Here is a 14,664-nt window from a genome sequence, read left to right as displayed (position 1 = left end):
CCGGCAAATCGTTTGATGCAACTGAAAAAGCGCTGACGCGTCAGACGATCAGACTTCCCGCCCGAAACGCGTCAGGCGGACGTCCACGGTCACCGCCAGCGCCGTCAGCGCCGCCGCCCGCGCCCGCCCCTCGGCGCTGGCCCGGTAGAGATGCGGCGTCATGGCCAGCAGGTCGGCGATCTGCTCCGCGCCGTCGATGGCCAGCGGGAAGCGGACAGCTTCCGTCGACAGGCGGCAAAAACCGGCCGGCACCTGCGTGTCGGCGGGGCGTTCGGGCTTGAGCGCGGGATAGATGATTTCGCGCAGTTCGCGCAAGTGGTCCGGCCCGGCATCAACCTGCAGCAACACGCCGCCCGGCTTGAGCACGCGGGCAAACTCGCCATAGACCGGGAAACCGAACATGCACAAAATAAGGTCGAGCGTGGCCGGCAGCACCGGCAGATTGGCATTGCTGCCGACCAGCCAGTTGGTCCGCTTATCCTGCTTGGCGGCGGAAAGCACTGCCCATTTCGAGATGTCGAGGCCGAGCACGGCCAGCGTTTGTCCTTCACCCGACGCCGCAGCGAGCTGGCGCAGGTAGTAACCCTCGCCGCAGCCGGCATCGAGGCAACTGATCGTCGCGTTGGCGGGCAGTTCAGCCAGCGCCACCCGGCTGACTGCCGCGGCAATTGGCTGGTAGTGGCCGGCATTGAGGAAACGCCGGCGAGCGGCGACCATTTCCTTGCTATCGCCCGGATCGCGCGAGCGCTTTTGCTGGACGGGCAGCAGGTTGGCGTACCCCTGGCTGGCAATGTCGAAACTGTGGCCGGCGGCACAGCGCCACGTTGAGCCGTGGCAATGCAAGGGCGCACCGTCGAGCGGGCAGGCCAGTGCCTGAAAGGGAACGATGCTCACGCCTTACTCGCCGAGGTAGGCGGCGCGGACTTTGGGATCGTCGAGCAGCATGGCCGATTCACCGTTCAGCGTGATTTCGCCGCTTTCCATGACATAGCCGCGCTGGCTGGATTGCAGGGCCAGCTTGGCATTCTGCTCGATGAGCAGGATGGTCATGCCGTCGGCGGCGACAGCACGGACAACTTCGAAAATCTTCTGGACCATGATCGGCGCCAGGCCCATCGACGGTTCATCGAGCAGCAGCATTTTCGGCCGGCTCATGAGAGCGCGGCCGATGGCCAGCATCTGCTGTTCGCCGCCGGACAGCGTGCCGGCCAGCTGGCTTTCCCGCTCCTTGAGGCGCGGGAAATAGCCGTAAACCATTTTGAGGTCTTTTTCGACGTCGACCGCAGCATTGTGGATGTAGGCGCCCATGTGCAGATTTTCGAGCACGGTCAGGCGGGGAAAGACGCCGCGTCCTTCAGGAACCAGCGCGATGCCCTTGCGGATGATGTGGTGCGGGGCGATGCGGGTAATGTCTTCGCCGCAGAAATGGACGTCGCCGCCGACCGCATCGAGCACTCGCGAAATCGCCTTGAGCGTGCTGGTCTTGCCGGCGCCGTTGGCGCCGATCAGCGCCACCGTCTCGCCTTCGTTGACGTGAAAGGTGATGCTGCGCACCGCCTGGATGCCGCCGTAGGCGACGCGGAGTCCGGTAACTTCAAGCACCTAGGTAAGCCTCGATGACGCGTTGATCTTTCTGCACGACGGCCGGTACATCCTCGATGACCAGCGCGCCGTAGTCGAGTACGGCGACGCGGTCGCACAGGCCCATGACCAGCTTGACGTCGTGTTCGATGAGCAGGATGGTCGTGCCGTCACGGCGGATGCCATCGATCAGGTCGCGCAGTTGTTCGGTTTCGGTGGCGTTCATGCCGGCGGCCGGCTCGTCGAGGCAGAGCAGTTTCGGTTCGGTGGCCAGGGCGCGGGCGATTTCGAGGCGGCGCTGGTCGCCGTAAGAAAGGTTACGAGCCAGGTCGTCGGCCCGTTCCTCGATGCGGACATAGTGCAGCAGGTCGATGGCCTTTTGCCGAATCGCCGCCTCTTCAGCTTTCGTCGCGGCATTCTGGAACATCGCGCCGAGCACGCCGGCCTTGGTCCGCACGTGGCGGCCGACCATGACGTTCTCCAGCGCCGTCATGTTGCCGAACAGACGGATATTCTGGAAAGTCCGGGCAATACCGCGCGCCGCTGCCTTGTCGGGTGCATCGGCGATGAGCGGCGTGCCGGCAAAGGTGAAACCGCCGCCATCCGGAATGTAGAGCCCGGTCATGCAATTGAAGAAAGTTGTCTTGCCGGCGCCATTCGGGCCGATCAGACCGTAGATTTCGCCGTGGCGGATGCTCAGCGAGACATCGCGCAACGCCTTGACGCCACCGAAATGTTTGGCGACCGCCTTTGCTTCGAGTAGTGGTTTTGGCAAATTCGCGCTCATTTGCCGGTCTCCTCCAACTCGCGCTTGCGCTCCGGCGACGGCCACAGCCCGGCCGGCTTGAAGCGCATGACGAGGACCAGAGCCAACCCGAAAACCAGCATGCGCAGGCTTTCCGGGTCGACCAGCATCTTGCCGAACATGGCCATCTGCAGCGGCCCGACGCCGTAGCGCAGAACTTCCGGCAGCACCGTCAGCAGCACGGCGCCAAGAATGACGCCGGGAATGTGACCCATGCCGCCCAGCACCACCATGGCGAGGATCATGATCGATTCAAGCAAGGAGAAGCTTTCCGGTGAAACGAAGCCCTGCATGGCCGAGAAAATGCCGCCAGCGACGCCGCCGAAGCTGGCGCCCATGGCGAAGGCGAGCAATTTGAGATTGCGCGTGTTGATGCCGATCGCCTTGGCAGCGATTTCATCCTCGCGGATGGCCTGCCAGGCGCGGCCGATGCGCGAATTCTGCAGACGAACATTGATGATGATGACGAGGATGGCCAGCGCAACGAGCAGGAAGTAATACTTCTGCGGTCCACTGAGCGCGAAGCCGAAAATCTGCGTCGTCCCCGAGAACTTGAAGGCGCCGAAACTGACCGGGTCGATCAGCGTGATGCCCTGCGGCCCGTTGGTGACATTGATCGGGGCATTGAGATTGTTGAGGAAAATGCGGACGATTTCGCCGAAACCGAGCGTCACGATGGCCAGATAATCGCCGCGCAGCTTGAGCGTCGGCGAGCCGAGCAGCACGCCGGCAAAACATGCCAACCCGGCACCAATCGGCAGAATGGCCCAGATCGGCCAGTGAAGCCCGAAGTGAGGACTCGCCAGCAAGGCCCAGGTGTAGGCGCCGACGGCATAGAAGGCGATGTAGCCGAGATCAAGCAGGCCGGCCAGGCCGACGACGATGTTGAGGCCAAGCGCAAGGAAAACGTAGAGGATGGCGAAATCGAGAATGCGCACCCACGCCTGGCCGCCGGTCGCAGCGATGAAGGGCAAGGCGACCAGGAACGCGGCAGTCAGCCCGATTCCCACGGTCGACCGGACAAAACGGCCAAAATTCATGCTCTGTCCCCCGTCTTTTCACCGAACAATCCGGACGGTTTGAACATCAGCACGACAATGAGCACGACGAAGGCAAAGATGTCCTGATAGTGGCTGCCGAGGAAGCCTCCGGTCAGGTCGCCGATGTAGCCCGCTCCGAGCGCCTCGATGATGCCGAGCAGAATGCCGCCGAGCATGGCCCCGGCCAGATTGCCGATACCGCCGAGCACGGCCGCCGTGAAGGCCTTGAGGCCGAGCATGAAGCCCATCTGGTAGTGGGCGATTTCGTAATATGTGCCGACCATGACGCCGGCCACGGCGCCGAGCGCCGAGCCGATGACGAAGGCAGCGGCGATGACGCGATTGATATTGACGCCCATCAGGCTGGCCACGGCCGGATTCTGCGCCGTGGCGCGCATGGCCATGCCGAGCTTGGTGCGATAGACGAGGAGCAACAGGCCTCCCATGGTCGCCGCCGAAACGAGCACGATGATGATCTGGATCATCGTGAAATTGGCGCCGGCAAACTCGAAATCCATTTTCGGCAACAGTGACGGAAAAGTCAGGTAATTCCGCCCCCAGATCATCATCGCCAGATTCTGCAGGACGATCGACATGCCGATTGCCGTGATCAGCGGGGTCAGCCGCGGTGCGTTGCGCAAAGGCCGATAGGCGACACGCTCAAGCGCCCAGCCGAGCGCCATGCAGACCAGCACCGCCGCCATCATGCCGGCCAGTCCGGCCACCGCCACCGGCATGCCGGCCTTGATCAGCGAACCGGCCACCGTGATCGTCACCAGCGTACCGATCATCACCACCTCGCCATGGGCGAAATTGATCAGCCCCATGATCCCGTAGACCATCGTGTAGCCCAGCGCGACGAGCGCGTAGATGCTGCCCTGGACGAGACCGTTGATGATCTGCTGGAGGAAAATATCCATTTAGTCTTTTTCTTTTTGAACATAAGGAAACGGCACCTTGCGGTGCCGTTTCGGTGCAGCGGATTACACGATTACTTCTTCTCGACCGCCGCCTTGGTCGCATCGGCGGCATTCTTGACCGCCTCGGCACCCGCCTTGACGGCATCCTTGCCAGCCTCGGTCGCTGCCTTGGCAGCATCCTTGACGTCGCTGACTGCTTCCTTGCCAACCGCCGTCGCGGCACCGGCCACTGCCTTGGCCGCATCCTTCACTTCGGCCACGGCTTCCTTGACTTCAGACTTGGCCGTTTCCACCGTGCCGCCGCCCAGCGTCTCGACGTATTCGAGCTTGCCACCCGTGTACTTGTAAATGGAAATGGCGCCGCCCTTGAGGTCGCCCAGCCCATCGAACTCGATCATCGCCGTCACGCCGTCGTACTTCGTCTGGCCAATGGCCGGCAGGAATTTGGCCGGCTCGACCGAATCGGCCCGCTTCATCGAATCGGCCATGACCATCACGGCATCGTAAACATACGGTGCGTAAAGCTGGATGTCGGCGCCAAACTTCTTGCTGAACTTCTCGCGGAATTCCGGACCCTTGGCCAGTTTTTCCAGCGGCATGCCGGGCAGCGAGCAGAACTGGCCTTCGGTGGCCGGGCCGCCGAGCTTCATGAATTCCGGCGTACAGACGCCGTCGCCACCGAGGAACTTGGCCTTGATACCGAGTTCCTTCATCTGCTTGGCCATCGGGCCGCCCTGCGCATCCATGCCGCCAAAGAAGACCAGTTCGGCCTTGGTCGACTTGATCTTGGTCAGGATGGCCTTGAAGTCGGTCGCCTTGTCGGTCGTGTATTCGCTGGCCACCACCTTGATGCCGGAAGCCTCGGCCGCTTTTTTGAACTCGTCGGCCAGACCCTGACCGTAAGCGGTGCGGTCATCGACGATGGCCACGGTCTTGACGCCCTGCTTGACGGCGAACTCGCCGAGGCTCTTGCCCTGCTGGACGTCGTTGGCCATGACCCGGAAAGCCGTGGCGAAGCCCTGCTGGGTGTATTTCGGATTGGTCGCCGAACCGGAAATCTGCGGGATGCCGGCATCGGAATACAGCTTGGAGGCCGGGATGGTGGTGCCGGAATTGAGGTGGCCAATGACCCCATTGACCTTGGCATCGACCAGCTTCTGGGCAACGATGGCGCCCTGTTTCGGGTCGGCTGCGTCGTCTTCGTTGATCAGTTCGAACTTGACCTTGGCGCCGCCAATTTCCATGCCCTTGGCGTTCAGTTCCTCGATGGCCAACACGGCGCCATTTTCGTTGTCTTTTCCGAGGTGAGCCTGCGGACCGGTCATCGGTGCGACATGGCCAAGCTTGACGACCACTTCCGGCTTGGCGGCTGGCGCCGGGGCAGCAACGGGTTTCGGTTCTTCCTTCTGGCCGCAGGCGGACAGGGCAAAAGCAGCGGCAACGGAGAGGGCAACTACGGAAAGCTTGGCTTGCATCGGTGTTTCTCCTGATCTCTGGGGGGGATAAAACGGTATCCTCCGATTGTCCGGAGGCACCTGATTCATGTCAATCATAAGGTGCTATGATAAAAACGTAGTTTTTCCTTTGAGTGCGCTTGATGCCGGCCTTAGCCCGTTTACGGTTCTACTTCAGCCAGACTGCTCGCAAGCTTTTTGCGATGTTGCCGCAGAAGAGCCGCCATAACGTCTATCGCTCCTTCGTGGACTGCGATCCCGAGCCCAACAAGCGCCTGGTCCTGAAAATTGCCGAGACCAAGGAAGAGCTCGAAGCCTGCTTCAAATTGCTGCACGACGCCTATGTCAGCAGCGGCTTCATGACTCCGGACCCGTCCGGCATGCGCGTCACGATTTATCACGCCCTGCCGACAACAACGACGCTGTGTGCCAAATTTGATGATCAGGTCGTCGGCACCCTGTCGCTGATCCGCGAAAGCGCCATCGGTTTTCCGCTACAGCGGATTTTCGACCTGACCGGGGTTCGCGAGAAGGAAGGCAATATCGCCGAGGTGTCGGCCCTTGCCGTGCATCCGCGCTTCCGGCGAACGGGAGGTACCATCCTCTTTCCACTCATGAAGTTCATGTACGAATACTGCACGACCTTCTTCGACACGCGCCATCTGGTCATCGCGGTCAATCCGCGCCATATCGAGATGTACGAGTCGCTGCTCTTCTTCAAGCGGCTGACTGCGAACGTTGTCGAGAACTACGACTTCGTCAATGGCGCACCAGCCGTCGGCGCCTCGCTTGACCTCAAGCACGCCCCGGAAATCATGCGCAAGGCCTACGCCGGCAAGGCGAACAACCGGAATCTTTATCACTATTTCGTCGAAACCAAGCTCCCCAACATCCAGATCCCGCATCGGCGCTTCTTCACGACGAACGACCCGGTGCTGACGCCTGACCTCATCGACTATTTCTTCAACAAGAAAACAAATGTCTTCGCCGAGCTGAGCGACCGCAAGAAAGCGCTGCTCCACCTGATCTACGACCTGCCGGAATACCGCAGCATCCTGCCGGGACTTCCAGAAAAAGGCGCCGCCCAGCAGATTCGCCAGCACCGCCGCTTCTCGGTCAAATGCCCGGCCCGCCTCAACAACGCAACACCACTTTTCGAAAAACCGATCAACATCGAAGTCAATGAAGTGTCGCGCTACGGTTTCCGGGCCCGCATCGTCGAACAGATCCCGGCCGATATATGGCTCAACGCCACTGTCCAGCTTGGCCTCAATGAAATCTCCCGACTGACCGTCCAGGTCGTTCAGGAAACCGACGTCGACGAACAGCGTTACTGCGGCTTCCGCATCGGCGAACCAGACCTGGTCTGGCGAAAATTCGTTACGGCGCTTTACGAAGGGCATACTCACACGGATCTCGATCAGGCAACGCGATTCCTCCCGTGACTACCCCGTCCCTACCGGATGCTCTCCGGCAAGCGCAGCGACAATACTTCCGGCACCAATTCTCCCAAGGCGACTCGACGCGCCGGCAAATAGTCCTGCCACCTGCCGCCTGACCATGTCGCCATTCAGCCTCAAGCTCAAGCTCACCGTTGGCGCCATCGGCACGGCCCTGATTCTCCTGCTCGTGCAGTTCGTCGGGCAATATTCCGTCCTGCGTGAAGATCTCGGCAAACGTATCGAAGCCGAGCAATTCACCTACCTCAGCGAACTGGCCGGCAATATCGATGACAAACTTCAGGAGCGCTTGAACGCGCTGGCCAATTCGACCAGAACAATCCCGCAGGACCGGCTGGCCGACCTCCCGGTGCTCGAAGCCCATCTGCGCGAGCGAACCACCTTGTTGATGCTGTTCGATGATCTCTACATCTTCGATGCCAAGGGAGTGCTGCTCGTTGACTGGCCGATCAAGCCGGGGCGACGCAATCTCGACATGAGCAGCCGGGACTACATCCGCCAGGTCCAGACGACACTCAAACCCGGCATTTCCCAGCCCATCCTCGGCAAGGCGACGCAGCAGCCGATCATCGTCATGGCCGCCCCGGTTCTCAATGCTCAGGGCGAGCTGGTCGCCATTGTCGGGGGCGTACTCAACCTCTACAAACCCAATCTGATTGGCACGCTGGGAACGCGCAAGATTGGCCAGAACGGCTATTTGTATCTGGTCAGCGGCCGCCTGATCATCGCCCATCCGGACAAGGGGCGCATCATGAAGGGAGTCGCGCCACCCGGTTCCAATCTGGCCCTTGACCGCGCCCTCGCCGGCTTTGAGGGAACCCTCGAAGGCACCAACAGCCTGGGGCTGGTCGGCCTGTTCACCTTCAAGCGCCTGGCTTCGACGGACTGGATCATTGCCTCGGTCATTCCCAGCAGCGAGGCTTTCCAGCCCATCCGCAACATTGAACGACGCATGGCGACGATTACCGTCCTGCTCATGTTGCTCGCTGCCCCGCTGCTCTGGCTCTTTTCGGTACGCATCTCGAGGCCGCTCGGCCAACTGGCCGCCGCCATGCGCCAACGGGCCAGTGCCATGCGGCCAAGACAGGCCGCCGAGCCGGTGGCCGAAATCGGCAGCAGCGAGATCAGCACCGTCGCCGCCGCCTTCAACGAGTTTCTCGGCGCCCGCAACCAGGCCGAACTGGCCCTGGCAGCCAGCGAGGAACAACGCTCGAAAATGATGAAAAACCTGGCGGCGGCGAAGGAATCGGCGGAAGCGGCGAACAAGGCGAAGAGCGAATTTCTGGCCAACATGAGCCATGAACTGCGGACGCCGATGAACGGTGTCATCGGCATGATCGAACTGGCCCGGATGAACACGCAGGATGACGAGACCCGGGATTACCTGAGTATCGCCCAGGCTTCGGCCAACAGCCTGCTGGCCATCCTCAACGACATTCTCGATGTCTCGAAGATCGAGGCCGGCAAGCTACATATCGAACATACACCGTTTGAATTCGCCCCCCTGGTCCGCGATGTCCTCCGCCTCATGGCGCCACAGATCAAGGACAAGGGTCTGACCAGCGAATGCAGCCTGCCGCCGAACCTGCCGGAAACCCTGATCGGCGACCCGCTGCGCATCCGCCAGGTCTTGCTCAACCTGATCGGCAATGCCGTCAAATTCACCCTCGCCGGCAGCATTGCAGTCACCGTGCGTATTGTCGAAACAGGAAACAGCGCCATGCTGCTGGCTGTCGACATCGCCGACACCGGCATCGGTATCCCGGCCGACCGTCTTGACGCGATCTTCCATGCCTTCGCCCAGGCCGACAGTTCGACCACCCGCAATTTTGGCGGCACCGGCCTCGGCCTGACCATTTCGAGCCAGCTTGTCGACCTGATGGGCGGCCGCCTCACCGTACAGAGCCAGCAAGGCGTCGGCAGCACCTTCAGCTTCACGCTGCGCCTCGGCTTGCCCGGGTAATCCCGCATAGCCGGAACATTGTCCGGCTATGACAATCCAACCTCCAGACTGTCAAGCCAACACCCCCGGCTTGGCGGTATCCAACAGCGCCCACAAGGCGTCATAACCGGAGACAAAGATGAGCAACCTGGCGCAACCGCCCTTGCCAACCGATCTGTCCGCATCGATCGACGACAAATACACCCGCCATTCCGGCCGCGTCTTCCTGACCGGCACCCAGGCGTTGATCCGCCTGCCCATGCTGCAACGCGAGCGCGACCTCGCCGCCGGGCTCAATACCGCGGGCTTCATTTCCGGCTATCGCGGCAGCCCGCTCGGCAACCTCGATCTCGGCCTGTGGAAGGCCAAGGATCACCTCGCCGAGCACCACATCACCTTCCAGCCCGGCCTCAACGAAGACATGGCAGCGACCGCCGTGTGGGGCAGCCAGCAGGTCAATCTCTTTCCCGGCGCGCTCTACGACGGCGTTTTCGGCCTGTGGTACGGCAAGGGGCCGGGCGTCGACCGTTGCGGCGACGTTTTCCGCCACGCCAATGCTGCCGGCTCCTCGAAATTCGGCGGCGTTCTGGTCATTGCCGGCGACGATCATGCCGCAAAATCCTCGACCCTGCCGCACCAGACCGAGCACTTTTTCAAGGCGGTCATGATGCCGGTGCTCTACCCGGCCAATGTCCAGGAATACCTCGATTTCGGCCTGCACGGCTGGGCGATGAGCCGCTATTCCGGCTGCTGGGTGGCCTTCAAGGCGCTGGCCGACACGGTCGAGACCTCGGCCTCGGTCAGTATCGACATTGCTACGGTCAACCCGATTTTTCCGCCAAATTTCAAATTGCCGCCAGACGGCCTCAACATCCGCTGGCCCGACCCGCCGCTCGTCCAGGAAGCCCGCCTGCTCAACCACAAGCTCTACGCCGCGCTGGCCTACTGCCGGGCCAACGGGCTGAACAAGCTGATCATCGACTCGCCCGCCCCGCGCCTCGGCATCCTGACCGCCGGCAAGAGCTACCTCGACGTCCGCCAGGCGCTCGACGAGCTCGGCATCGACGACGCGCTGGCCGGCGAAATCGGCATCCGGCTGTTCAAGGTCGGCATGGTCTGGCCGCTCGAACCGGAAGGCGTCCGCCACTTCGCCGAAGGGCTGGAGGAAATCCTCGTCGTCGAGGAAAAACGCCAGCTGCTCGAATACCAGCTCAAGGAAGAGCTGTACAACTGGAAGGACGATGTCCGCCCGCGCGTCATCGGCAAGTTCGACGAAATCGGCGAATGGAGCGAAGGCAACTGGCTGCTGCCGGCCACCGGCGAACTGCCCGTCGCCACTATCGCCCGCGTCATCGCCGAACGGATCGGCCGCTTCTTCACCTCGCCGACCATCGCCGCCCGCCTCGCCCTGATCGAAAGCAAGCAGAAAGCCGCACTGACCCCCATCGTCCTCGCTGAGCGCAAACCGCATTTCTGCTCGGGCTGCCCGCACAACAGCTCGACCCGCGTGCCGGAAGGTTCGCGCGCCGTCGCCGGCATCGGCTGCCACTACATGGTGACGTGGATGGACCGAAGCACCTCAACCTTCACCCACATGGGCGGCGAAGGCGTGCCCTGGGTCGGTCAGGCGCCCTTCACCAGCGAAAAGCACATCTTCGCCAACCTCGGCGACGGCACCTATTTCCACTCCGGCATCCTCGCCATCCGGCAGTCCATCGCCGCCAAGGTGCCGATCACCTACAAGATTCTCTACAACGACGCCGTGGCGATGACCGGCGGCCAGCCTGTCGACGGCATCCTGAGCGTCGCCCGCATCACGCGCCAGCTCGAAGCCGAAGGCGTCGGCAAGATGGTCATCGTCACCAACGAGCCGGCCAAGTACGCCGAAATCACCGACCTCGCCCCCAACGTGCCGATCCGCCATCGCGACGAACTCGACACCGTCCAGCGCGAACTGCGCGAAGAACCCGGCGTCACCGTCCTGATCTACGACCAGGTCTGCGCCACCGAAGCCCGGCGGCGGCGCAAACGCGGCAAAATGCCGGCCATTGCCCAGCGCGTCGTCATCAACGAAGCCGTCTGCGAAGGCTGCGGCGACTGCTCGGTGCAATCCAACTGCCTGTCCATCGTGCCCGTCGAAACTGCCTTCGGCACCAAGCGCCAGATCGACCAGTCGTCGTGCAACCAGGATTTCTCCTGCGTCAAAGGCTTCTGCCCGAGTTTCGTCACCATCGAAGGCGGCAAACCCAAAAAAGGATCGAATCCCACGGTCAACGCGGAAAACTGGCCAATTTTGAAATCGCCCAAACTGCCGGCCACGACCCAGCCCTACAACCTGCTTATCACCGGCGTCGGCGGCATGGGCGTCATCACCCTCGGCGCCCTCATCGGCATGGCCGCCCACCTCGACGGCAAGGGCATTTCAACGCTCGACATGACCGGCCTGGCGCAAAAATATGGCGCTGTCTTTTCCCACCTGCGCATCGCCGACCGTCCGGAAGACATCCACGCCGCCCGCATCGCCACCGGCGAAGCCCATGCCGTACTCGGTGGCGACCTCGTCGTCAGCGCCAGCACCGAAGCCCTGTCAAAAATGCTCGAAGGCCGCACACGCGCCGTCGTCAGCTGCACGGATACGCCCACCGCCGACTTCACGCGCAACCGCGACTGGCACTTCCCGCTGGCCGGCCTCAAATCCCAACTGAGCGAAACCCTCGGCGCCGATCACGTCCAGTTCATCGACGCCCAGCACCTGGCCAGCCGCCTGATGGGCGACGCCCTCTACGGCAACATGCTGCTCCTCGGCTACGCCTGGCAACTCGGCCTGGTGCCGGTTTCCGCCGCCGCCCTCGACCGCGCCATCGTCCTCAACGGCGCCGCCGTCGACGCCAACCGCCAGGCCTTCGAATGGGGCCGGCGTGCTGCGGTCGCCCCGGAAAAAGTCGCCAGAATCGCCGGCCCGCTGACCAGCCAGCCCTTGCCGGAACAAACGCTGAACGAACTCATCGCCGGCCGCGTCGAACACCTCACCGCCTATCAGGACGCCACCCTCGCCGCCCGCTACGCCAGCCGCGTCGAAACCATCCGCCGACTAGGCAACGACGACCTGACCCGCGCTGTCGCTACCCAATACTCCCGCCTGCTCGCCCCCAAGGACGCCTGGGAAGTCGCCCGCCTGTACGCGCAAACCGATTTCTTGAAGAGTCTGAGCGAGCGCTTCGACGGCGACCTGCGCCTGAGCTTCCACCTCGCCCCACCCGGACTGAGCCGCCCCGGCCCGGACGGCCGCCCGAAGAAACTCCGCTTCGGTGCCTGGATGCTGCACGCATTCCGGGTAATGGCAAAAGCCCGCCGCTGGCGTGGCAGTTGGCTCGATCCGTGGAAAAACAGCAAGGAAAACAAACTGGACCGCCAGCTACTCGCCGACTACGAAACCGACCTCGATTTCATCGTCGGGCATCGCCCAAACCCGGAACTCACGGCACTCGCCAACTGGCCGGCCGAGGTGCGCGGATTCGGGCCGGTGCGCAGCGAGTCGGCGGCGAAGGTGGCTGACCGACGAGAAGCGTTGCGGCGACTCGCTTGAAGCAAGTTGTACCCACTCGACATTCACTCACCCGCTCCGTATGCTAATGCCCTGAGAATCTATGGCGAAAACGCCATCGACTTAATGACAGGAGGCAGACGACTGTTTCAGCTAGCCAAAAACAGTAGTCTGTCCCCTATTGTCGTTCCCTATCGTTCCTATTGTTGCGGGACGGGGAAGTCCCTTTCATTCGTTAGACACTGCTCTGTGAGGCCTTATGTCATATGACAGAACAACCTGGAGACGCCGAATTGCTGAGCGCACGGATCTATCTTCGCAAGTTGTCCACTTAACTAGGGAGACGCAGCAGCTAACAGTAGCTCAGGTTTTGTACAACATTGTCGACCAGCAAACCATAACAGGGAGCTCTACGGAAAGCGGCTTCATTTGCGGTAGTCGGCCAGCGGTTTGCTTTCAAGATGCTCCGCTTATCGGAATCTGCCAAAACGTATTTTATGAGCAGAAGCACAAAGAAAATAATGCTGGCCTGAAGACGAGGTATAGGGCCGTTGGTGTCGCGCTTCCAAAGGATTACGCGTACTGCAAAGGTGCTCGCCCTGTAATTTATGACAAAACAGCGGAAGCGAAACAATATTTACCCAAAGACCAATGGTGGCGAATTGTTAATTTTGATTTAACGAACAAGGATTCCTTTGTCGACTGGACACATGAGCGTGAATGGCGGGTTCCAGGCAATTTCAACTTTGAACTTGAGCAAGCAACACTTTTGTTCGTTCAAGAAAAGAACTATCGAGCGTTTATTTCGCTATGTAAAGCAAACAAAAAAGACTATATGGATCGCATTAAAGGTGTCGTAATTATGGACAACCTGCTTTACTAAATCAGGCAACGATAGGGGACAGACCACGGTTTCGGCGGGCCAATGACATTTGCAGCCCCCAAAATCCGAAATAATCAGTGTTTTTACCAGTCCCACGGTCAACCGGAAATTTCGGCCAAATTCAAAATCGTTGCGGTTGATGGGCTTTCCCGGCAACCCCTTCTAATCCTCCTTACTCCGTTCGCTTTGCTCGTTGGGCGCACCCACCAAACACGCCACCCAAGCAAGAGAAAAGGCGAGTTCTGCTCTGATCGCATAAAATCGGCGGATGAATTCAACGCCGAAACGCCAGTTCGCCCTGCAAGGGGCGGCTGTCATCCTTGTCCTCTCCATCGCCTGGCCCTATTACGGCTGGAAAGCCGAAGCCATGCCGTGGCTGGAAACCAGCCTGGCGATCGGCGGCGTCGCCCTGTTTTTTGCCACGATCTCCCGCCAGCCCTGGTGGTGGCGCGTCATCCACGGCGGCTTCATGCCGCTTGTCTGGTACACCTACGGGTTGGCCATCGACCCGATCTGGTTCCTGCTCGCTGCCATCTTTCTGCTGCTCGTCTTTCGCGGCGCGCTGTCCGGGCAGGTACCGCTTTACTTGTCCAACAAGCAAACGGTCGCGGCGCTGGCCGATCTGCTTGTCGACCGCGGCCCGAGCCGTTTTCTCGATCTCGGCGCCGGGCTGGGCAGCACTACGGTGCCACTCGCCGACGCGCTGCCTGACAGCCATTTCACCGGCTATGAAAACGCCCCGCTGACCTGGCTGGTCGGGCGCTTCTTCAGCCTCGGCCGGCCCAACATCCGCTGGCGCTGGGACGATCTGTGGCAGGCCAAGCTGGGTGAGTACGACGTGGTTTATGCCTTTCTCTCGCCGGCGCCAATGCCCCGGCTATGGGAAAAGGTGAAGGCGGAAATGGCGCCGGGCAGCCTGTTCATCAGCAACAGCTTTCCCGTTCCCGGGCTGACGCCGGATCGCATCATCGACGTGGACTGCAACCCGCCCCGTCCGCTCTACTGCTACCAACTCTAGTCACCACGCTCGCCCGG

The 14,664-nt window shown here is 61.4% G+C and carries 11 protein-coding genes; 5 read left to right on the top strand and 6 right to left on the bottom strand.

Going from position 1 to position 14,664, the window contains the following annotated elements:
• Nucleotides 1-48: 48 nt before the first annotated feature.
• The 6 genes from KI613_RS01605 to KI613_RS01580 form a co-directional block, all read right to left on the bottom strand.
• Nucleotides 49-894 carry a putative RNA methyltransferase gene (locus tag KI613_RS01605; RefSeq protein WP_226403489.1) on the bottom strand — a complete coding sequence of 282 codons (846 nt, stop codon included), beginning with the start codon at nucleotides 892-894 and terminating at the stop codon, nucleotides 49-51.
• Between the two features lie 3 nt (nucleotides 895-897).
• Nucleotides 898-1,602: an ABC transporter ATP-binding protein gene (locus tag KI613_RS01600; protein ID WP_226403488.1), complete on the bottom strand. Its 705-nt coding sequence runs from the start codon at nucleotides 1,600-1,602 to the stop codon at nucleotides 898-900.
• The gene (locus tag KI613_RS01595; RefSeq protein ID WP_226403487.1) at nucleotides 1,595-2,368 is read right to left on the bottom strand and encodes an ABC transporter ATP-binding protein; all 774 of its coding nucleotides are present in this window, start codon (nucleotides 2,366-2,368) and stop codon (nucleotides 1,595-1,597) included. Before KI613_RS01595 ends, KI613_RS01600 begins: the two co-directional genes overlap by 8 nt.
• Nucleotides 2,365-3,426, bottom strand: a complete 1,062-nt coding sequence (locus KI613_RS01590) for an ABC transporter permease subunit (protein WP_226403486.1) — start codon at nucleotides 3,424-3,426, stop codon at nucleotides 2,365-2,367. The genes KI613_RS01595 and KI613_RS01590 overlap by 4 nt, the downstream gene beginning before the upstream one ends.
• Nucleotides 3,423-4,346 carry a branched-chain amino acid ABC transporter permease gene (locus tag KI613_RS01585; protein ID WP_226403485.1) on the bottom strand — a complete coding sequence of 308 codons (924 nt, stop codon included), beginning with the start codon at nucleotides 4,344-4,346 and terminating at the stop codon, nucleotides 3,423-3,425. Before KI613_RS01585 ends, KI613_RS01590 begins: the two co-directional genes overlap by 4 nt.
• 71 nt (nucleotides 4,347-4,417) lie before the next feature.
• Nucleotides 4,418-5,821, bottom strand: a complete 1,404-nt coding sequence (locus KI613_RS01580; RefSeq protein ID WP_319004086.1) for a branched-chain amino acid ABC transporter substrate-binding protein — start codon at nucleotides 5,819-5,821, stop codon at nucleotides 4,418-4,420.
• 122 nt (nucleotides 5,822-5,943) lie between these two features.
• Between KI613_RS01580 and KI613_RS01575 the strand changes: the two genes are divergently transcribed.
• From KI613_RS01575 to KI613_RS01555, 5 genes are all read left to right on the top strand, one after another.
• A complete protein-coding gene (locus KI613_RS01575) occupies nucleotides 5,944-7,245 on the top strand; it encodes a GNAT family N-acetyltransferase (protein ID WP_226403484.1) in 1,302 nt (433 codons plus the stop codon).
• A 115-nt stretch (nucleotides 7,246-7,360) separates the two neighbouring features.
• Nucleotides 7,361-9,223: a HAMP domain-containing sensor histidine kinase gene (locus KI613_RS01570; protein WP_226403483.1), complete on the top strand. Its 1,863-nt coding sequence runs from the start codon at nucleotides 7,361-7,363 to the stop codon at nucleotides 9,221-9,223.
• A gap of 118 nt (nucleotides 9,224-9,341) precedes the next feature.
• A complete protein-coding gene (locus tag KI613_RS01565; protein WP_226403482.1) occupies nucleotides 9,342-12,788 on the top strand; it encodes an indolepyruvate ferredoxin oxidoreductase family protein in 3,447 nt (1,148 codons plus the stop codon).
• Between the two features lie 328 nt (nucleotides 12,789-13,116).
• Nucleotides 13,117-13,629, top strand: coding sequence for a hypothetical protein (locus tag KI613_RS01560; protein WP_226403481.1), 513 nt, complete (start codon nucleotides 13,117-13,119; stop codon nucleotides 13,627-13,629).
• A gap of 268 nt (nucleotides 13,630-13,897) precedes the next feature.
• Nucleotides 13,898-14,647, top strand: a complete 750-nt coding sequence (locus tag KI613_RS01555) for a class I SAM-dependent methyltransferase (RefSeq protein ID WP_226403480.1) — start codon at nucleotides 13,898-13,900, stop codon at nucleotides 14,645-14,647.
• The last annotated feature ends 17 nt before the right edge of the window (nucleotides 14,648-14,664 follow it).

It is taken from the genome of Ferribacterium limneticum (genome assembly GCF_020510585.1).
Taxonomy (GTDB): domain Bacteria; phylum Pseudomonadota; class Gammaproteobacteria; order Burkholderiales; family Rhodocyclaceae; genus Azonexus.
Note: the sequence above shows the minus strand (reverse complement) of the source record. Positions and strands in the feature narration are given on the sequence as shown.